Consider the following 21,230-nt stretch of genomic DNA (forward strand, 5'->3'; position numbering starts at 1 on the left):
AATGAATATGACTTATCAACCGGAATTGCTTGTTACTGCAGGCAGTGTTGAGGAACTGGAGCGTCTGCTTCAGGCTGGTGCGAATGCAGTCCTCGTCGGGGAAGTAAAATATAGCGTGCGCATGCCGGGTGAAATGACAATCGCGGATATTCAGGCAAGCCTGCCGATCGTCCGCAGCCATAACGCCAAGCTGTATGTTGCAGTTAATAATATTATGCATAATGAGCATTTAACGGATTTGTCTGAATATTTGAAACAACTGGAGGATCTTGGAGTCGATGCGATTGCCTATGGTGATCCGGCTGTGCTGATGGTTGCAAAAACTGCGGCACCATCTCTTCGTTTGCAATGGAATGCCGAGATGACATCCACGAACTACCGGACAGCTCAATACTGGCAGAAGCGCGGCGCAAGTCGCATTGTTGCTGCCCGTGAGCTGAACTTGGAGCAAGTCGTAGAGATGAAACATCAGCTTCCTGACATGGAAGTCCAAGTGCAAATTCATGGCATGACTAATATTTATCATTCGAAGCGTCACCTAGTTCATCATTACATGCATCATCTTGGTAAAGAGGAAGGTACGTATGAAGTGGGCATGGATCAGAAGCTCTTCCTCGTTGAGCGGGAACGTCAGGATGAGAAGTTCCCGATGTATGAAGATGCCAACGGAACCCACATCATGAGTTCTGACGATATTTGCTTCATTGAAGATTTTAAGTCACTGCTTGATGCTCGTATCGACAGCTTCAAAATCGAAGGAATATTGAAGTCTATTGCATACAATGAAACCGTCGTTCGCGTGTATCGTGAAGCAATCGATGCCTATATCGCCGATCCTGAAGGGTATGTCATGAAGGATGAATGGATGGATCGCATCCGTGCTGTTCAGGATCCTGAGCGAGAGCTGTCATTCGGATTTTTCTATAAAGAACAAATGTATTAAGGAGGGGGCGTACAACGATGAGCACACAAACAAAACATAAATATAACGGCAAGCGATATCGCTTGGACAAGCCGGAACTGCTCGCTCCCGCCGGCAATTTGGAGAAGTTGAAGTTCGCCATCCATTATGGTGCGGATGCCGTATACATTGGTGGTCAGAAGTACGGTTTGCGCTCTAATGCAGACAATTTCAGCTTTGAAGAAATGCGTGAAGGTGTGGAGTTTGCTAAAAAATATGGCGCAAAGGTGTTCGTTGCGACGAATATTTATGCGCATAATGAAGATGTCGAAGGGTTAGAGGAATATCTTCGCAATTTGGAGGATGCAGGCATTAGCGCGATTATTGCCGCAGATCCATTCATTATTGAAACGGCACAGCGTGTGGCACCGAAGCTGGAGGTTCACGTAAGCACCCAGCAGTCGATCGCCAACTGGCAAACGATTCAATTTTGGAAAAATGAAGGCATGCCTCGCGTCGTCTTGGCTCGGGAAACGAGCATGGATGAAATCCAGGAGATGAAAAATCATGTCGATATCGAAATTGAGGCCTTTATTCACGGAGCGATGTGTTCTTCCTATTCCGGACGCTGCGTGTTGTCCAACCACTTTACAAACCGCGATTCCAATCGTGGCGGCTGCTGCCAATCATGCCGCTGGAAATACGATCTGTTCGAGGATGACCGTGCAGATGCAATGGATATGATCAGCGAACAGGAAGCATCGGGTTCTTCTGTTCTGGAGCAGTTCCGTCTGGGCGTGAATCAGAAGGCGTTGTTCGATGAGAATGACAATGCGTTCGCTATGAGCGCGAAGGATCTGTGCATGATCGAGCATTTGCCGGATCTTATCGATGTAGGGGTAGACAGCTTCAAAATTGAGGGTCGTATGAAGTCGATTCATTATGTGGCCACGGTAGTAAACGTATATCGGAAAGCCATTGATGCTTATATGGCCGATCCAGACAACTATGAGCTGAAGCAGGAATGGTTGGATGAGATTTATAAGGCGGCTAACCGTCCTGTTAATACTGGCTTCTTCTACGAAGAGCCGGATCATGAGGATCATATTTACGAGCCGGAAGACAAGCCGGCACCTTATGATTTTGCTGGTTTGGTTATGGATTACGATGCCGATACTGGCATTGCGACGATCCAACAGCGCAATCACTTCAAGGTGGGAGCTGAGGTTGAGTTCTTTGGCCCGAACAACACGTTCTTCAAGCAAACGGTGGATAAGCTGTGGGATACAGAAGGCAATGAGCTGGATGCAGCTCGCCATCCGCTGCAGCTCGTACGCATGAAGGTTGATCAGCCGGTAACGTATTTCGATATGATGCGCAAGAAGAACGCAAAAGCGTAAAACATAGATCAGCAATTAAATAAGAGCAGTAATAATCAGCAGTCGTTTTAAGCCCTTGCCAGAAGATGGCGAGGGCTTTTTTGTTCTGCAATAACGTTGGATCACCGTTAATAAGAAGTAGACTGTTGGATAGTACCCGTAATCGTGGTTATGAGAATGGGGAAGTGGGCAGTAATGATACTAAAAAGATGTTTCAAATCTCGATTGTTGTGAAGGTGGTGGGTGAAAGTGTTGTCACGCCAACGTTCTAAGCGGCAGCGGCTCATGAACAATCGGCTTGCTTTGTTAGCATGTGTCATTACGGTAATTATCGGTATTTATATTGTAAGGCTGGGCTGGCTTCAACTGCTGTTCGTTCACAGTAAGGTAGACGATAGCACTTATACGGTAATGCAGCGTACGGTTATTCAGCGTGCCCGTGCTGTGGTGCTGGATGATGGACGCGGAACGATTGTTGATCGGGAAGGGCGACCGTATACCGGTCAACTCGTTACGGCTCTGGTTCTCTTTCCTGTGAATAAAAATACGATAAGCACAGACGCGGTTCGCAGCTTGGCGCTATGGCTGCATTTGCCGGAACAAGAGGTCAGCAGACGATGGGAGAAGCTTGCGGAGCCTTTGATTTGGCCGAATGAGAAGGATGATAAGCTGCCCTTCGAGCTTACCGCGGATCAAGCGGCTCAGATACAATCGTCCGACTGGGAGGGAGTTAGCGCGCTTCCGTATACGATTCGGTATCCGCTGCGTCAGCATACCCCGCAATGGGTAGGAGCAATCGCAGATTTGGCGGGCTCTGCTAACACAATCACTTCTAAAAGGAATAGAAACAATGCGGTTTCCAGCGTTGTTGGCATATCGGGATTGGAGCGATCCTTTGGGCCGCTGCTGAAGGGCTTGGGAGCAACGACGGCTGTGCATTATACAGATGCTGGGCGACATCCGCTAAATGGCCTTCATGTTCGCATAAGACGGCCTGATAATCCGTATTATCCTTTGCGGCTAACTACAACAACCGATCAGATGATCGAAGCTGCCATTGAACAAGTGCTTGATCGGTTCAAGGTTGCAAAAGGCTCCGTCGTCGTACTTGATGCTGCAACAAGAGATGTAATAGCGATGGTATCCCGCCCATCCGCAGATCCCTATCATATTGAACCTGAACAGGGATCATGGAACAACCGAGCGACTAAGGCTCTTCCTCCAGGCTCTGTATATAAGCTATTCATTGCAGCTGCTGCTATGGAAGCGGGATTGACGGAACTGAATGAACGCTTCCAGTGCGACGGCCACTACGGAAAGTATGGGTTGGCATGTTGGCTGCCGGAAGGACATGGCATGCTTACGCTGAGGGAAGCGTTGGCAGAATCGTGCAATGAAGTATTTGCTGAACTGGGAGAGCGTTTGTCTGGAGAGCAATTAGCTAGCTATGCGCAGAGGATGGGAGTGAGCGGGCTTGTTGGCATGATATCTGATGATGGCATGGGGCATCGCAATTTGCATCACTTCGAGGGTGAAGAAGAAAGTCGTGTTTTTCCAGACGGTGTGCAGCCAGTGGATGTGTCGGGAGGGGTACGGGCACAATCAGGAATTGGTCAGCGGGATGTTCGAATAACACCGTTGGCAGCAGCCAATTTTGTTGTGACACTGCTGCAGGATGGAAATTACGGCTCCCCGCGATTAATTCAGGAGGTGCAGTATGCAACGGGAATGCCGCTCGCTCGATTCGCTGTACAAGCGAAGAAGGAGCGGATTATGAAGTTAGAGACAGCCCGCAGTGTCCAAAAAATGATGGTAGATGTGGTGCAGTACGGCACAGGACAGTCGCTCAGGCAGGTTTCATGGAATGTTGCAGGGAAAAGCGGAACGGCTCAGGCTGAAGCATATGGAACGGCTAACGTACATACCTGGTTTGTCGGATATGGGCCGGTAGAGAAGCCGCAATATGCGGTAAGTGTAGTAAGTGAAAATGATCCAGCAAGTGCTTCTCATAAAGCTACAGAGGTATTTGGTGCAGTTATGGAGGTACTGGCACAGCACGCACAGAAATAGCCGTTCCATCTTTACGGATGTGAGGACGGAACGGCTAGTAAGTCAAGAAGGGGTATTATCCTTATTGTCCCCGCTATCTTCTCTGGTGCTGTCAAACGGATGTCCAGAATCAAATTCTTCTTTAGGCATACGAATCCAACGTTTTAAATAACCTTGATCATAGAGGGCTTTAATTAAAATTAACAGGACGGTGGACATAACGATACCGATTACCCCAAACAATGACATCGATACGATCATGAAGGATAGCATGGTAAATGCGGACACTCCAAGTGATGTTCCTGTAATTTTAGGGTCGAGAATTTGCCGAACAAGAAGTGTGACGCCCATGACAACAGCAAGTCCAATTGCAAGTGACGTATTGCCGATGATAAGTAGGTAGGCAATCCAAGGGATGAAGATAAATGGAATTCCAAGCAAGGGAAGCAAATCAAAGAGAGCCGATAACAAGGCGACAAGGAAGGAATTGCTCACACCAAGCAAAAGAAGACCGATAAAAACAATGATAAAGGTTACGGAAATCAACTTCAGCTGGGCCTTCAAATAGGCAGATAATCCCTTTAAAACATTTTCTTTTAAAAATAGGTACGCTTTGAGAAAAGTACGCGGTGTTTTGTTGCGGGCAACTCTGCGCCACGTATCAATTTCAATGCTGAGGAAATAGCCAAGGATAATAGCAATGGCAAAGTTCAGCGTAAATGTTGAAAAGGATGTAATTTGCTTAATAAGCAGGCCGAGCAGTCCAGCGATAAATTCAGAAATATGCTTCGCAGCATTGCCCGCATAATCATTGATGCGGTTAGATACATCAGGCGGCAATGACTCATAGCGATTTTGCAAGTAGTTGGCGATGTTAACCAGTTCATTCTGAACAGCCTTAATGTAGGAGGGCAGTTGACCTTGCAATTCAATGGCTTGATGGACGACAATAAATCCAAGACCGAACATAGCTCCTAATATGACCAGCACGAACAATAATACAGAGATGGCCGAGGCGATTGCTTTCTTCATGCCTCGTCGGTTGAGAAAAGCGGCCAACGGCTCGATGAACATGAATACCACAAAAGCCAAGAAGATAGGGGCGGCGATTGAATACAAATAGCTGAACGTATACATGATTAAATAAGCGGTTACGATCAGCAATGCGATATCAAATGCCGTACGCCAATACTTACGGTAAAATGCAATCATAGAACAGACTCCTTTTCACCAAATACAGTATGCTTTCCATTGTACACGAAACGATTTCCCGTGCCTATTCTTTGTTCATTATGTTACAATAATAACAGTTCATACGTAGAGTAATACATACGTACATGCAATTCGTAAAGTATAAGAATGTCGCATTTATTTTGTAAAAAGAAACGGGGAACTAGGATGGTGGAATTCATTTTATTATGGGGGTTTTACATCCTGACGTTTTATGCGTTTCTCCCTGGCTTAATCAGCCGCCTGTTTGGATTTCGTGTCTTTCAGAAGGGACGTGCAGAACGGGAGCTGGCGTTGACGTTTGACGATGGCCCAGATCCAATCTATACGCCGCAACTGTTAGACCTGTTGAAGAAATATAATGCCAAGGCAACATTTTTTGTTGTTGGCATACATGCAGAGCAGCATCCGGAATTGCTGAAGCGAATGCACGATGAGGGGCATCTTATCGGCATTCACAACTATGTTCATAAGTCCAACTGGCTGATGCGTCCAAAAACGGTGAAACGACAAATTCGCAAAACGTCAGACATTATTCAATCAGTAACGGGCAAGCGTACGAATTATTATCGGCCCCCATGGGGAATCGTTAATTTGTTCGACTATGGCAACCTCGGTTACCTGCAAATTATTTTATGGTCTGTATTGTTCGGGGATTGGCGGAAGAAGCTTGGCGCCGAACGCTTATATCAACGCATGATGAAACGATGTCGGGGTGGAGAAGTGCTGCTGCTGCATGATTGCGGCTTGACGCTGGGAGCGGATCGTGAAGCACCAGCAAATATGCTTGTGGCGTTGGAACGGTTCCTGGAGGAAGCAGAGAAGCGAGAACTGCGCTGTGTCCGTATCGATGAGCTTATCCGCTTGACTGATCAAGCCCGAATCGAGAACCCAAGCTGGCTTAGACGAACGGTTGTGCGTCTTTGGTTTCTCTACGAGAAAGGGTTTCACTCCGTTTTTGCTCTCAAGACAACGAACAGTGAACAACCGGTGTTCCACTTCCGTGTCCGCCCGTACCATGGCAAAGCCGTCATGTTGGATGACGGGGTAGAACTGAAGCACAATGACCTTGTGTTGGAACTGCATTTTGACAATAAGTTATTGTATGATATCGGTCATCGGTCGCGGACTTCAATGCAAATTGCAATCCAGATGATACGCTCAGTCGAGCGCACATTACCTGAGCTTGCAGATTATTTGTTAAGCGATGATAATTTGCGGGCGAATGTGAAGGCGTTGTACGGAGTAAGTATGATGCATCGCGGCCCTGAGCAATTTGGGTTTACGGTGCGGGATTTACCAAGAGGCTTGTTCTCTTGGGTGACCCGAAGATATTTACGGCTCCTTATGAGCATTATTCATCCTCAAGGACAGAATCGCTTGAAGCAGCAAGCGGAGCAGATGATTCCGAAGTTGATTATTATGTCTACAGAAACATTGCTGTCGCGATATGGGAAAAACAGAAATTATGCATTTGATGCGAATGCTTCTGAGCGAATCGTACTCGTTGATCAGAAAGTAGAAAACGCGGCACATCCACTATAATCAACCGATAATACCATATAATTACATTTGTTTAATAGCTTTAGAAAATGGTACTGACCATTTTTTAAAGCTATTTTTTTTGTGTAAAATCGTTTTGAGTATTTATGCAACTTTTATGCAAAAGAATAAAAACAGAGGAATGAACTTTCTGAGAGGACTATGTGAACAGTTATCCACTGAGAGGAAACAAAATAGTGAATTAGGAACAGATTTCCGTTTTTAGATATGAAAAAAATGATTTTTTAAGCCGAATTGCTTATCATTGATAAAAAAAAGTTATCGAACGAAAATTAAAATCTTTTAAGGTAAAGCTGACATAAGCATTTACAAATACGAAGTTATCAAGTAGTATTATGAAAAAATATTCGTTTCCTACGGAGGAATTGGTCATTCTTTCATATTTTATTGACCAATGTTCTATAAAAGAGGATATAGCCGAACATTCTATTAAATCTAGGTAATATGTATACAACTTTTATACTATTTATAAATGCCATCTGAGAAATAAGGGGAGAATGTTGTGAAGAAAAGTCTTAGCACTATGATTTGCTTATTGTTGTCATTGACACTTATCCTGTCTGCTTGCGGAGGCGGAAGTTCCTCTGAGGGTGCGGACAAGTCTACTGGGCAAAATACAGAACAACCGGCTGAAGAATTGGTAACCGATGGCTTGATTAAAGCTTCGGATACATCCATGTCTCCAGAGCTTGCGAAGAACCGTAAGGACACCATGATTATCGGCATCTCAGCGCCAAGCGGAATTTTCAATCCGCTGTATGGTGAAACATCATATGATAACTTTATTAATACTTCCATATTCACCAGTATGATCGAAGTGAACAAAGACGGTACTTATAAGGAAGGCATAGCAGAGAAATGGGAAATTTCCCCGGACAATCTTGTATACACGTTCACATTGCGTGACGGCCTGAAGTTCAGTGATAATACTCCGTTGACTGCGGATGACGTAGCATTCAGCTTGACTGTATTGCACGACAAGTCTTATGACGGTCCTACCGACATTATCAAGGACGCTCATATTAAGGGCGGCAAAGAGTATAAAGAAGGAAAAGCGACATCCATTGAAGGCATTAAAGTGTTGGATCCGCGCACGATTCAAGTGACGACGACCGAAGTTAACGCTTTGGCATTTTCCGCTATTGGTTCCGTAGGCGTGCTTCCTAAAGCAATCTATGGCAAGGATTACAAACAAGGTAACCTTGGTTATATGAGAGATCTGTTCACACATCCAGTCGGCAATGGGCCGTACAAGCTTGAAAAGTTCACTCCAGGTCAAGAAGCGGTATTGGTAGCGAACGAGCTTTTCTACCAAGGCAAGCCGAAAATCAATAAATTGATTTATAAGTTCACGACATCGGAAACGAATGTCCAATTGCTGCAAGCTGGCGAAACAGATATGGATTTCATCGATGTTAACAAAGATACAATCGAGCAATTGAAAGAATTCGGGTTTGTTGATATTAACTTGTTCCCTACTAACGGATACGGTTTTATCGCATTCAACCATAAGCATGATCAATTTAAAGACAAGCGCGTTCGCCAAGCATTGACATACGGTTTGAACCGTAAGGAAATCGTCGATGCGGTATATCAAGGCTATGCAGACGTACTGAACGTTCCGCAATCCAAAGTATCTTGGGCGTACACGGATGATGTGAATAAGTACGATTTCGATTTGGAAAAAGCAAAACAACTGCTGGATGAAGCAGGCTGGAAAGTCGGCGCAGACGGCATCCGTGAAAAAGACGGTAAGAAATTCAAGATTACGTTTACAGCTACAACGCCTAACCCTGTAAACGATGCAATCATTCCGCTTGCTCAAGCCAGCTACAAAGAGCTTGGCATCGAATTCGTTGCAGAGCAAATGGACTTCAATGCAGCTATAGACAAGCGTAAAAAAGGCGATTTCGACATGATGTTCTTGGCTTGGTCCTTAACTCCAGACCCACAATCCGGGGAAAATGTGTTCAAGACTGGCGGTTCCCAGAACGATGTTGGATACTCCAATCCGAAGGTTGATGAGCTGTTCACAAAAGCTGGAGCAATGGTAGACACAGAAAAGCGTAAAGAAGTCTTTAAAGAGTTGTATAAAGAGTTAAACGAAGATCTTCCATATATCTTCTTGTATCAACGTCGTGACATGTGGGCTAACAATGCTCGTTTGCAAGGCTTCGATATGTCGCCTTACCGTAACTTCACGTACAGCTTGCCACAATTGCAAATTCAATAGCCGCAAGGCATATGAATAGTGCCTGCAAAATGCTCAGCCTTCGGGCTGGGCATTTAGGCTTATATAAAGCTAGGAGGAATAATTATGAAGCAATACGCCATCCGGCGGCTGTTACAATTGGTTCCTACGATAATAGGGGTATCCGTTATCCTGTTCGCCGTATTTGCATTGGCACCGGGTAACTTTATCGATTCGAACCCGACGATTTCCAAAGAACGCGCTGCTGAACTTAAAGCGATTCACGGTTTGGACAAGCCGCTAACAGAACGTTACTTCACTTGGGCTAGCAATACACTCAAGGGAGACCTGGGGATGTCGATACAGCATAAGCAACCGGTTACAACTGTACTCAATCGCTATATGTGGAATTCCTTTATGATTGCTGCAATCGTATTAGTTCTATCATGGGCAATTGCAATTTTAGTCGGTGTATTTTCTGCTATCAGGCAATATTCCTTTTTTGATGGAGTAGTTACGTTTCTCGTTTTTGCTTTAATGTCATTGCCATCATTCTTTGTTGGCTTATATGCAATAAAAGCGTTAGCTGTCGACTTCAAAATATTCCCTGTAGGCGGAATGTACACCTCCGGAAGCAATGCAACCGGATTGGCGCAATTCTGGGATTTGATTCATCACTTAATGCTGCCAGTCATCGTATTGACTGCACTGAGTGTAGGCTCACTTACTCGTTATTTCCGTACGAGCATGCTGGAAGTTATTCGTCAGGATTACATCCGAACTGCACGTGCGAAAGGCTTGAAAGAAAGAACCGTTATTTTCAAACACGCGCTTCGCAACGCAATGCTGCCTGCAATTACGTTGTTGGGCATCGAGCTTCCGGGATTGTTCGGTGGCGCAATGATTACAGAGAAAATCTTCAACTGGCCGGGTATCGGCCGTATTAACTTGGAAGCAATCACGTCGCGTGACTACTTCCTGTTGATGGGCTTCACAATGTTCTTGGCATTGCTCACTGTGCTCGGTAACTTCTTAGCTGACGTGCTGTACCGCGTGGCCGATCCACGTGTACGCATGAAATAGAAAGGGGAAAAAGCTCGTGTCTCAAACTGCTACTAACTCTGCAGCTGCAACAGCTGCTTCGAAGACGAAGCCTGCTTCCCCGTGGAGGTTGGCATTTAAGCAACTTAGCAAAAACAAATTCGCAATGGGCGGACTTGTCGTTGTACTATTGATGTTCGTCATTTGCTTTATTGGTCCGCTGTTCTCGCCATATACATTGGATACGATGGGCCCGATGAAAAATAAAGGCCCTTCCGCTACACACTGGCTTGGTACGGACAACCTGGGTCGCGACATCCTGCTGCGGGTAATGCTCGCAGGACGCGTATCCTTGATCGTCGGTCTCGTTGCTATGATTATCTCTGTCACAATCGGTAGTACGCTTGGCGCACTTGCAGGTTACTATCGCGGATGGGTTGATTCCATCATCATGCGTCTAGCGGATATTATGATGTCGATTCCGAGCTTGCCGCTTCTCATTATTCTCGGCGCGGTACTTTCGGATATGAAGGTTCCACCGGACAAGCGGATTTTTGTCGTTATGTTCTTGCTCGGATTCATGAGCTGGCCGAGCTTGTCCCGTCTCGTGCGCGGACAGATCTTGATGCTTCGTGAGCAAGAGTTCATGCAAGCGGCAGAAGTGCTCGGTCTGCGTGACCGCCGCAAAATCTTCCGCCACTTGCTGCCGAACACAATTCCGATCATTATTGTCGTAGCTACATTGACAGTTGCGGGTGCTATTTTGCAAGAGTCGGTATTGAGTTACTTGGGTCTAGGGGTAGTACCGCCGACACCATCATGGGGGAACATGATTACAGCGGCGAACAACTTGATTGATTTCCAGAAGCGTCCATGGTTGTGGATTCCGCCGGGCGTATGTATTTTCTTGACAGTAATTTCGATTAACATCATTGGTGACGGCTTGCGAGACGTCCTCGATCCGAAAATGAAGAGGTAGGGATACGTTATGTCAAATAACTTGATCGAATTTCGCAATTTGCGGACGAATTTCTATACTAGCAGTGGCGTCGTAAGAGCGGTCAATGATGTCAGCTTCTCGATTAAAGAAGGAGAAACGCTGTGTGTTGTTGGTGAATCCGGATGCGGAAAAAGCGTAACAGCGATGTCTCTTATGCGTCTTGTCTCTCCTCCAGGTAAAGTGGAGGGCGGTCAGATCTTATATAATGGCAAAGACTTGCTTGGCTTGAAGGAACGTGAAATGCGTCAGATCCGCGGTAATGAAATCGCGATGATCTTCCAGGAGCCGATGACGTCCCTGAACCCGGTATTTACGATCGGGGAACAGCTGACAGAACCTATCCTGTTGCATAAAGGCGTTACGAAGAAGGAAGCTAAAAAGCGCGCGATCGAGCTGATCGAACTGGTCGGCATTCCACGCGCGGCACAAATCTTCGATGCATATCCGCATGAGCTTAGCGGTGGTATGCGTCAACGGATCATGATCGCGATTGCGCTTAGCTGTGATCCGAAGCTTCTCATTGCGGATGAGCCGACAACCGCGCTCGACGTAACGATTCAAGCACAGATCTTGGACTTGATGCGCAACATTAAGAAGGAATTCAATACTGCGATCATGATGATTACGCATGACCTTGGTGTCGTAGCGGAAATGGCAGACCATGTTGTCGTTATGTATGCAGGTAAAGTGATTGAAGAAGCTCCTGTGCTGGAGCTCTTCAAAAATCCAAAGCACCCGTATACGCAAGGTCTCTTGAAGGCGAAACCAGTCATCAATGAGCGTATGGAGCGTTTATATACGATTCCAGGACAGGTTCCGAACCCTGTAGAGCTTGGAGAGAATTGTTACTTCAATGATCGTTGCGAGCATTGTATGTCCATTTGTACGGATAAGCAGCCTCAGCTTAAAGTATATGACAACAAACATAAGGCAGCATGCTGGCTGTATGAAAAGGGAGGGGACGTACAATGAGTCAACAACCGTTGTTGCAAGTAGACAATTTGAAAAAATACTTCCCCATCCAAGGCGGCATTTTTTCAAAAACGGTAGGCCATGTTCGTGCGGTTGACGGCGTGTCCTTTAACTTGAATAAAGGAGAAGCGCTTGGTCTTGTAGGAGAATCCGGTTGCGGGAAATCAACTACGGGACGTACCATCCTTCGTTTGCTCGATAAGACCGAAGGACAAGTATTGTTCAACGGTGTAGAAATTCATGATCTGTCAAAAAAGGATCTGCGCAATATGCGTCCTAAGATGCAGCTTGTGTTCCAAGATCCATACAGCTCTTTGAACCCGCGCATTAAGATTGGCGATGCAATCGGCGAAGCCTTGATTGACCACGGCATTTCTTCGAAGAGCGAAGTGCGTGATCGGGTTAAAGAGATTTTGACGATTTGTGGTTTGGCTCCGTATCATATCGATCGCTATCCGCACGAATTCTCTGGTGGACAACGCCAGCGTATCGGGATTGCGCGCGCTTTGGTGCTGAACCCTGAATTTATTGTAGCTGACGAGCCGGTATCGGCGCTCGACGTATCGATTCAAGCACAGATTATCAACTTGCTGAGTGATTTGCAGGAGCAGAAGAACCTGACGTACTTGTTCATCTCTCACGACTTGTCAGTCGTAGAGCACTTGTGCAACCGGATCGGGGTTATGTACTTGGGGTCGCTCGTTGAGATGGCTCCTCGTGATGAGCTGTTCCGCAATCCGCTTCATCCATATACGAAGGCGCTGTTGTCTGCAGTTCCTGTACCGGATCCAACACGCAAGCCTGAGCGGATCGTGTTGCAAGGGGATATTCCAAGCCCGGCAAACCCTCCATCTGGCTGTAAGTTCCATACACGCTGTCCGTTCGCGACAGATATTTGTAAGCAGGCGGTGCCGGAGTACCGTGATATGGGCGGCGGACATCACGTTGCCTGCCACTTGGTCTAATTTGAATCTTATGCGTAATTTACAGGCTGTCTCATTAAGATGAGGCAGCCTGTTTTGCGTGCGCTGATTAAGAAGGACTGAATGGTTTAGAAGAAGCTCCTTCTATTATCAATATGACATAGGATGACATAATTAGGGTCTATAATGAGGGAAAGCTTAATGAAAGGAGTGGCCGTTTATGGAACGAAGAATTATTTTAGATTTAGCAGTTACGGCAGATGGTTATATTGAAGGGAAAAATGGGGAAGTTGATTGGTGCATTATGGACTCTGAGATGGGTTTTTCTCATTTCCTAAATCAAATTGATACAATTTTGTATGGAAGAAAAAGCTATGATTTATGGGGAGAATTCACCCCAGGAAGTGAAAATACGGAAACAGAAAAAGAAATGTGGAAATTAGTCCATAGTAAAAAAAAATATGTGTTTTCACAAACTCAGCAAGGAGCTGATAATAAAGTAATATTCATAAATGATAATATTCATGAAGAAGTAAATAAATTAAAGAATAAACCTGGTAAGGACATCTGGCTGTATGGTGGAGCAAGTCTTATTACAACTTTTATCAATTTAGGGCTTGTGGATGAATTTAGATTATCTGTCCACCCTGTTATTTTAGGAGAAGGAAAACCGTTGTTTATTGATATAAAACAGAGGTTAAATTTGAATATGGTTCATACAAGAACATTTACCTCCGGCGTTGTGCAGTTAATCTACAGGATGCAGCGATAGTCTAAGATTCTATTTTTCAAGTTATGGTCTTACGCTGGTTGGTTTTTGTTATTTTCACTAAATCAAGGAGCCCACTCCATTCAGTAGCAGATGAACTGTAGAAACTGTTACGGTTACATAAGGATGGAGTGCTATCGAAAGAGGAATTAATGCACCAAAAGCGAAGTTGTTAGTATAACACCAAAGGGAACCTCGGAAACCTAAGGTTTTTTCCCTTTACTGTTTAGACTAAGTTTGAAGGTACGCGGCTAGCCCCAATTAAAAAACCTCTTAAAAGGCCATAGGGCTTCTAAGTACACCCGGCAAGATATCACCGTTTCCTTGAAGGAGGACTACTGTTTTGGATGCGCAATTTCTAGATTTATTGGCCCAGAAATATGATACGGAAGAAAAAGTCGTAACAGAAATCATCAATCTTAAAGCGATCTCCAATCTCCCCAAGGGAACTGAGCATTTTGTCAGTGATTTGCATGGGGAGTTCCAGGCTTTTCAGCATGTACTGAGAAACGGTTCTGGTACTGTAAAAGAGAAAATAAAAGATTTGTTCCGTGAGGTTTGGACGGATAAAGAAATTAATGATTTTGCGGTCTTAGTGTATTATCCGGAAGAAAAAATACAGCTGGTTAAAGGAGACCTGTGCAATGAACAAGCCTTGAACAGGTGGTATAGACAAACAATTGAACAAATGCTTAAGCTCATTTCTTATGCCTCTTCTAAATATACGCGCTCGAAATTGCGCAAAGCTCTGCCGGAGCAGTTTGTATATATTGTAGAAGAGCTTCTATACAAGACGGATTTGACCAACAATAAGGATCCTTATTATGAGGAAATATACCGCCAAATTATCTCCTTGGGCCAGGCGGACAAGCTCATTATCGGCCTTGCTTATACAACCCAGCGCCTGGTGGTTGACCATCTTCATGTAGTCGGAGATATCTATGACCGCGGGCCGGACCCCGATAAAATTATGGACACGCTGATCAACCACCATTCTGTAGACATCCAGTGGGGGAACCATGATGTCCTGTGGATAGGCGCCTATGCGGGTTCCTTGGTCTGCCTTGCAAATATTATCCGGATCTGCGCCAGATACGACAATCTGGACATCATTGAAGACGTATACGGAATCAATCTTCGCCCACTGCTGAACTTGGCAGAGAAATACTATGATGACAATCCGGCCTTCAGACCTAAGCTGCAGGCCGACCATAACGTATCGGAGCAGGAAATCCTGCAGATTACCAAAATCCATCAAGCCATTGCCATAATCCAGTTTAAGCTTGAAATCCCGATTATCAAGAGACGTCCTTACTTTCATATGTCTGAAAGGCTTATGCTTGAGCAGATCGATTACGACAAAAATGAAATCAAGATCGGCGGAAAAACTCACCCGCTGGAAAACACCTGTTTCGCTACCGTAAATCCGCAGCAGCCCGAACAATTGCTGGAGGAAGAACAACAGGTGTTGGAGAAGCTGCTGTTCTCCGTTCAGCATTCCGAAAAGCTGGCCAGACATATGAATTTTCTTATGAAGAAGGGCAGCCTTTATTTAAAATACAACGGGAATTTGTTAATCCACGGCTGCATTCCTTTGGATGAAGAAGGAAACATGGAAGAAATGCAGATTGAAGATACGACATATTCAGGCCGTCAGCTGATCGATGTTTTTGAATATTATTTGCGTTACGCCTTTGCGAATCCAGAAGAGACGGATGATCTGGCTACGGATATGGTATGGTACATCTGGGCAGGGAAATGTTCCTCGCTCTTTGGAAAGAGAGAAATGACCACCTTTGAGCGGTACTTTATCCAAGATAAAGAAACCCATAAGGAGAGAAAGAACCCATACTACCATTTGCGAGAAAATGAGGAGATCTGCCGGAAAATCCTGCAAGAGTTTGATTTGAATCCGGATCATGGACATATCATTAACGGGCACACTCCGGTTAAAGAAATTCGTGGAGAGAACCCCGTTAAAGCAAATGGGAAAATGGTCGTCATTGACGGCGGTTTTTCCAAAGCCTATCAATCCACAACGGGTATCGCCGGATATACCTTGTTGTATAATTCCTTTGGCATGCAGCTCGTCGCCCATAAGAAATTTAATTCAAAAGAAGATGTGTTATGTAATGGAACGGACGTATTATCTGTAAAAAGACTGGTGGACAAAGAACTGGAGCGGAAGCTGGTGAGGGAAACCAATGTCGGGGAGAAGTTGCTGCAGAAAATCTCCAATTTGAAGAATCTCCTGGAGTATCGCTACATGAAATGAATCAACTGCTAAAAGAAATAAGTTTTTTTGTGACATGAGGCGAAATTGTGAAGCTGACGCGATATTCAAGATTTTGAAATATTTGTTGTGATCGTACGCACTCGAAGGTGCTTCCCCATTTAGTATGTTGGAAATAGAAAATCATTTTGACAGGGGGAAGCGCAAATGTTCTGTCATCAATGCGAGCAGACGCCGACGGGCGGCTGCAAGGTTGTAGGAGTGTGCGGCAAGGACGAGACGATTGCCAGTCTGCAAGATACGATCGTGTTTGCGTTGAAAGGCATCGCGGCGTATGCGACGCATGCGCGGCAGTTGGGCTATGTCGATGAAGAGGTTGACGCGATTACGCATGAAGCGCTTTATATGACGTTGACTAACTCCAATTTCAACTTACAGGAACATCTGGACATGGCGATGAAGGTAGGGGGCGCGGCGATCCGCATTATGGATGTGTTGGATCGGGCCCATACGGAGCATTTCGGCGTTCCGGTGCCGGTTACCGTCCCGCAGAACAAGATAGAGGGCAAGTCTATCATCGTGACAGGGCATAACTTGTATGCGCTGGAGGAATTGCTGAAGCAGACGGAGGGTAAGGGCATTAACATTTATACTCATTCCGAGATGCTTCCGGCGCACGGCTACCCGGCATTGAAGAAATATCCGCATTTGAAAGGCAATATCGGCAAAGCCTGGTATGACCAGCGCCGTCTGTTTGAGCAATATCCTGGCGCCATTCTTGCAACGACGAACTGTGTCATGCCGATTAAGGGAACCTATGCCGATCGGTTCTTCTCCTATGACGTGGCCGGGCTCGAGGGCGTGACCAAGATCGTGAACGACGAATTCTCTCCGCTGATTGATCGTGCGCTGGCGCTGCCTGCGGCGGATGTGGAGAGCGAGCAGACATTGACAACGGGATATCATCACGAGACGGTGCTAGGGCTGGCGCCGGAAATTATTCAGGCCGTTAAGGATGGAAAAATCAAGCGGTTCTTCGTCATCGCGGGCTGCGATGCGCCAGGCAAGGGCGGCGAGTATTACCGGGAGCTCGCGACATCACTGCCGAACGATACTGTTATATTGACGACCTCGTGCGGGAAGTTCCGATTCAATGATGTCGATTACGGTACGGTGGCGGATACGGGCATTCCACGTTATATCGATCTGGGGCAGTGCAATAATTCCGGCTCCACGGTCAAGATCGCGGCTGCGCTTGCGGACGCCTTTGGCTGCAGTGTCAACGAACTGCCGGTGTCAATCGTACTCTCATGGTTCGAGCAGAAGGCGGTTGCGATTTTGCTTGGCCTGTTCAGTCTGGGCATCCGTGATATTCGCATCGGGCCGAAGCCACCGGAATTCATCTCGGAAGGCGTGATGAATGTGCTGACCGATCTGTTCGGCCTGAAGCTTATCGGAAATGCGCAGGAAGATATGAAGGCAATGCTCCGTCTCGTCTAGATGGTGAATGGGGTAAAGTATGTACGGAGTTTCACTGATAATAGCTAATACTTTTTACGAACTCATGATGTCATTGTAAATGAACAAAAAAATGGATAGAGATTCAGATGTATTCTGAACGTTCTATCCATTTCTATTTTCACTAATAAAATGTCTAACATTATATCTAATCGCTTAGATCTTCAAAATTCCGCCTTGGCTTGCATTCGTAACGAGCTTGGAGTAGCGAGCGAGATAGCCGGACTTCACCTTTGGCTCAAATCCTTTCCAGCCTGTACGACGGCGTTCAAGCTCCTCATCGGATACTTTAAGCTCGATCTTGCGGTTGTTAAGGTCAAGTTCGATAATATCACCGTCTTCAACAAAGGCGATAGGGCCGCCTTCCGCCGCTTCAGGAGAGATATGACCGATGCTGATGCCGCGGGAAGCGCCTGAGAAGCGTCCATCTGTAATCAGACCTACCTTGGCACCTAAGCCCATACCTACGATTTGTGAGGTAGGAGCGAGCATTTCGGGCATGCCTGGACCGCCCTTAGGGCCTTCATAGCGGATAACCACAACATGGCCTTCCTTTACCTTGCCGTTCGCAATGCCGGCCAATGCTTCATCCTGGGAGTCGAAGCAGATTGCTGGGCCCATGTGATGTCCACCAACAGATGGATCAACCGCGCCGACCTTGACGATAGCGCCTTCCGGAGCCAGGTTGCCGAACAGTACGGCCAGGCCGCCGCGTTCGCTGTGCGGGTTATCCAGGGTATGAATAACATCGCTATTGAGAATTGGACTGTCCGCCACATTCTCATACAATGTCTTGCCGGTTACCGTCAGGCATTCGCCGTGGAGAGCGCCTTCCTTCTTGAATAGCTCATTCAGCACGGCACTCACGCCGCCGGCATTGTGCACGTCTTCAATATGATAATCGGAAGCAGGAGCAATCTTGGCCAAGTGAGGCACACGTGCTGCTACTTCGTTAATACGTTCAATTGGGTATTCAAAGCCGGCTTCTCTTGCAATAGCAAGCGTATGAAGCACCGTATTTGTAGAACCGCCCATCGCCATATCTACGGCAAAGGCATTATCGATGGCTTCCATTGTGACGATATCACGCGGCTTAATGTCCTGCTCAATCAGACTCATCAGCTGCTTCGCAGAGCGCTTGACGAATTCGCGCCGCTCAGGAGCAACAGCAAGGATGGTTCCGTTGCCCGGAAGCGCGATGCCAAGTGCTTCCGCCAAGCAATTCATGGAGTTGGCTGTGAACATGCCGGAACATGATCCGCAAGTTGGACAACCGTACTGTTCCAATTCCTGTAGACCTTTTTCGTCAATCTTGCCGGCTTGGTATGCGCCAACACCTTCGAACACGCTGGAAAGCGATATCGAGCGGCCGTTAGAGTCCTTACCTGCTTTCATTGGCCCGCCGCTGACGAATACAGTCGGGATGTTGACGCGCAGGGCGCCCATAATCATGCCCGGTGTAATCTTGTCGCAGTTTGGTATGCACACCATACCGTCGAACCAGTGTGCGGATACGACCGTTTCCAGGGAATCCGCGATAATCTCACGGCTTGGCAGCGAGTAGCGCATGCCGATATGACCCATGGCAATCCCATCATCAACGCCGATTGTATTAAATTCAAATGGGACACCGCCGGCTTCCCGAATGGCTTCCTTCACAATTTTGCCGAATTCCTGCAAGTGTACATGACCGGGAACGATATCGATATACGAGTTGCATACTGCAATAAACGGCTTGTCGAAATCTTCTTCTTTAACACCTGCGGCACGCAGCAAGCTGCGGTGAGGCGCACGATCAAAACCCTTTTTAATCATGTCTGAGCGCATCTTTTTGGCTGTCATATGGTGAACCTCCATCTCATGTCCTTCCCGTCGCACGGGACGAGTTCTATTTTTCTACATCATGCATAAAATCGAACTTCTGAATGGCTTTTTCTTATGCTTGCCAATAGGTTTCTTAGTAGTCTATCACAACTGTTCGGGTTTTTCTACCAATCCATTCTAGGCGAACACGCTGTTGCATGGACAAAAACACCGCACAAAATGATAAGCGATAACGCCATTTTGTGCGGTGTTTTTGTAATAATCGAATCGGAATGTATATCGTATTTTCGTAATATGACAGCATACACAATCTATCAGCTATGCTCTATTTTCGTTCGGAATAGCTTGTGGCGTATCCATGCCGATATGGTGTCCCACTTGGGCTCAATAATCGGATGGAACCAAGCACTGACCTGCGGCTGTGCCAGTATAACCGCACCGGCAATCGAGGCTGCGATGAGCAGGGCTGCGCTCCACCCTGATGAGATGTAAGCGTACACGCCAGACAAAACCACACATCGTATAATCAGCCCATGAAGCAAAAATACGTACAAGGTTCGTTTACCTAGGTTCGTAATGCGTGTATTGCGCATAGGCACCCATGTCAAAAAGGCCAGTGAAGCAACGATCTCGGTCAAGTAGATGATCGTTCGATTCAATAGAGCAAACCATCCCGACTGTGTCCATCCAAGCTCATGGAAGGTCATATGGTTCATGAACCAGATTGGATTGATTGGCTCAGACATGAAATAAAGCACTACAAGAAGTCCCATGGATATAGCGGCTCCTGCATAGCGTACGGTTGGTGTCAGCCGCTCTCGAAAGCGATCATAGGAGAACGTGTGCCCAATGACGAAGAATGGCAAATAGACGACTGAGCGAGAAATGCCGAGCCAAGCACCCTGCAGCGGCAGAAAGCCTACTAAAAATCCTAGAACAATTGATATCAGCAGTGGGTGGCGAATAGAGAATCGTGTGAACATCAGCATCATCAGTCTCCAAAATAGATGGCCGACCAGGAACCACAGCAGTAAATACGGAATAAAAAATGAATGAGTAATGCCAGGCACGCGGAATACGAAATAATCCAACAGGGAATAGATCGATTGAAAGATCACATATTGAAGCGCAATCTGCTTCAATATACGAAGGCCCGCTGCTCCATTTAAATTGCTGCGCGCAAAATAGCCTGTAACAAATACGAATAAAGGCATATGAAATGTAAAAATCCATAGAAAAATGGCTTTCATCTCAGGCATGCGCATAATAAGCGGCTCAATAGCATTGCCGACAAATACGCATACAATTAAGAGGAAGCGTAAATTCAAGCCGAACGTCTCTCCACTCCTGGTTGACGTCGACAGTTGGCATCCGGGGGCAGTGGGGCTGCTTGCTTGCTCCCGCATGATATTCCCTCCTTACCTAAGCGATAGCCGGCTTCTTTATTTATCTAGAATAAGCCGATTCGCTCGTTAGCTGTCTGTTATAGCTTCAACGTAACATAGAATGTTTGCATATATTGTGATTTTAATCACGAATAACGCTTTCAATTGTGCCTTTTGTTTGCATGCTGTTCTGATAAGGCTTTTCGGACGGCTATTCCTTGTTGACGAGTTGGTAAATGTAGGGTTATGATT

General features: G+C 46.1%; 15 protein-coding genes. 12 read left to right on the forward strand and 3 right to left on the reverse strand.

The annotated features are described in order from the left end of the window. Positions 1-7: 7 nt before the first annotated feature. The 3 genes from NO352_RS03130 (at position 8) to NO352_RS03140 (ending at position 4,350) form a co-directional block, all read left to right on the forward strand. Positions 8-943, forward strand: coding sequence for a peptidase U32 family protein (locus tag NO352_RS03130; protein WP_289354883.1), 936 nt, complete (start codon positions 8-10; stop codon positions 941-943). A gap of 17 nt (positions 944-960) precedes the next feature. Next, positions 961-2,301, forward strand: a complete 1,341-nt coding sequence (locus tag NO352_RS03135) for a peptidase U32 family protein (protein WP_163977365.1) — start codon at positions 961-963, stop codon at positions 2,299-2,301. Positions 2,302-2,529: 228 nt separating this feature from the next. Then, entirely contained in the window at positions 2,530-4,350 is a 1,821-nt protein-coding gene (locus NO352_RS03140; RefSeq protein WP_289354884.1) for a peptidoglycan D,D-transpeptidase FtsI family protein, read from the forward strand. A 42-nt stretch (positions 4,351-4,392) separates the two neighbouring features. On the opposite strand, the gene ytvI is transcribed toward NO352_RS03140, so the two are convergent. Next, positions 4,393-5,541: a sporulation integral membrane protein YtvI gene (gene ytvI / locus NO352_RS03145; RefSeq protein WP_005547519.1), complete on the reverse strand. Its 1,149-nt coding sequence runs from the start codon at positions 5,539-5,541 to the stop codon at positions 4,393-4,395. A 189-nt stretch (positions 5,542-5,730) separates the two neighbouring features. On the opposite strand from ytvI, the gene NO352_RS03150 reads away from it, so the two are divergent. The 9 genes from NO352_RS03150 (at position 5,731) to hcp (ending at position 17,751) form a co-directional block, all read left to right on the forward strand. After that, entirely contained in the window at positions 5,731-7,104 is a 1,374-nt protein-coding gene (locus tag NO352_RS03150; protein WP_483311813.1) for a polysaccharide deacetylase family protein, read from the forward strand. Between the two features lie 520 nt (positions 7,105-7,624). Beyond that, positions 7,625-9,355, forward strand: coding sequence for an ABC transporter substrate-binding protein (locus tag NO352_RS03155; protein WP_005547523.1), 1,731 nt, complete (start codon positions 7,625-7,627; stop codon positions 9,353-9,355). An 84-nt stretch (positions 9,356-9,439) separates the two neighbouring features. Beyond that, the gene (locus NO352_RS03160) at positions 9,440-10,396 is read left to right on the forward strand and encodes an ABC transporter permease (RefSeq protein ID WP_005547525.1); all 957 of its coding nucleotides are present in this window, start codon (positions 9,440-9,442) and stop codon (positions 10,394-10,396) included. A 16-nt stretch (positions 10,397-10,412) separates the two neighbouring features. Further along, on the forward strand, positions 10,413-11,333 hold the full coding sequence (opp4C, locus tag NO352_RS03165) for an oligopeptide ABC transporter permease (RefSeq protein WP_005547527.1): 921 nt from the start codon (positions 10,413-10,415) through the stop codon (positions 11,331-11,333). 9 nt (positions 11,334-11,342) lie between these two features. Beyond that, positions 11,343-12,326: an ABC transporter ATP-binding protein gene (locus tag NO352_RS03170; protein ID WP_005547529.1), complete on the forward strand. Its 984-nt coding sequence runs from the start codon at positions 11,343-11,345 to the stop codon at positions 12,324-12,326. Continuing rightward, entirely contained in the window at positions 12,323-13,291 is a 969-nt protein-coding gene (locus NO352_RS03175) for an ABC transporter ATP-binding protein (protein ID WP_005547531.1), read from the forward strand. The genes NO352_RS03170 and NO352_RS03175 overlap by 4 nt, the downstream gene beginning before the upstream one ends. A gap of 178 nt (positions 13,292-13,469) precedes the next feature. Next, positions 13,470-14,021, forward strand: coding sequence for a dihydrofolate reductase family protein (locus NO352_RS03180; protein WP_268620188.1), 552 nt, complete (start codon positions 13,470-13,472; stop codon positions 14,019-14,021). Between the two features lie 340 nt (positions 14,022-14,361). Beyond that, entirely contained in the window at positions 14,362-16,293 is a 1,932-nt protein-coding gene (locus NO352_RS03185) for a fructose-1,6-bisphosphatase (protein ID WP_289354886.1), read from the forward strand. A gap of 165 nt (positions 16,294-16,458) precedes the next feature. Next, the gene (gene hcp, locus NO352_RS03190) at positions 16,459-17,751 is read left to right on the forward strand and encodes a hydroxylamine reductase (RefSeq protein WP_289354887.1); all 1,293 of its coding nucleotides are present in this window, start codon (positions 16,459-16,461) and stop codon (positions 17,749-17,751) included. A gap of 174 nt (positions 17,752-17,925) precedes the next feature. On the opposite strand, the gene ilvD is transcribed toward hcp, so the two are convergent. Together ilvD and NO352_RS03200 are read right to left on the reverse strand one after the other, a co-directional pair. Continuing rightward, positions 17,926-19,611, reverse strand: a complete 1,686-nt coding sequence (ilvD, locus tag NO352_RS03195) for a dihydroxy-acid dehydratase (protein WP_005547541.1) — start codon at positions 19,609-19,611, stop codon at positions 17,926-17,928. Positions 19,612-19,907: 296 nt separating this feature from the next. Continuing rightward, the gene (locus NO352_RS03200; RefSeq protein WP_289354888.1) at positions 19,908-20,999 is read right to left on the reverse strand and encodes an acyltransferase family protein; all 1,092 of its coding nucleotides are present in this window, start codon (positions 20,997-20,999) and stop codon (positions 19,908-19,910) included. Between the last annotated feature and the right edge of the window lie 231 nt (positions 21,000-21,230).

The sequence above is a fragment of the Paenibacillus sp. S-12 genome, assembly GCF_030363895.1.
In the GTDB taxonomy this organism is placed as follows: domain Bacteria; phylum Bacillota; class Bacilli; order Paenibacillales; family Paenibacillaceae; genus Paenibacillus_B; species Paenibacillus_B alvei.

Bases quoted from the DNA above. Each gene is read 5' to 3' on its own strand.
- NO352_RS03135 (WP_163977365.1), top strand. From the start codon at position 961: ATGAGCACACAAACAAAACATAAATATAACGGCAAGCGATATCGCTTG.
- NO352_RS03200 (WP_289354888.1), bottom strand. From the start codon at position 20,999: ATGCGGGAGCAAGCAAGCAGCCCCACTGCCCCCGGATGCCAACTGTCG.
- NO352_RS03130 (WP_289354883.1), top strand. From the start codon at position 8: ATGACTTATCAACCGGAATTGCTTGTTACTGCAGGCAGTGTTGAGGAA.
- NO352_RS03170 (WP_005547529.1), top strand. From the start codon at position 11,343: ATGTCAAATAACTTGATCGAATTTCGCAATTTGCGGACGAATTTCTAT.
- NO352_RS03160 (WP_005547525.1), top strand. From the start codon at position 9,440: ATGAAGCAATACGCCATCCGGCGGCTGTTACAATTGGTTCCTACGATA.
- ilvD (WP_005547541.1), bottom strand. From the start codon at position 19,611: ATGACAGCCAAAAAGATGCGCTCAGACATGATTAAAAAGGGTTTTGAT.
- NO352_RS03180 (WP_268620188.1), top strand. From the start codon at position 13,470: ATGGAACGAAGAATTATTTTAGATTTAGCAGTTACGGCAGATGGTTAT.
- NO352_RS03175 (WP_005547531.1), top strand. From the start codon at position 12,323: ATGAGTCAACAACCGTTGTTGCAAGTAGACAATTTGAAAAAATACTTC.
- ytvI (WP_005547519.1), bottom strand. From the start codon at position 5,541: ATGATTGCATTTTACCGTAAGTATTGGCGTACGGCATTTGATATCGCA.
- hcp (WP_289354887.1), top strand. From the start codon at position 16,459: ATGTTCTGTCATCAATGCGAGCAGACGCCGACGGGCGGCTGCAAGGTT.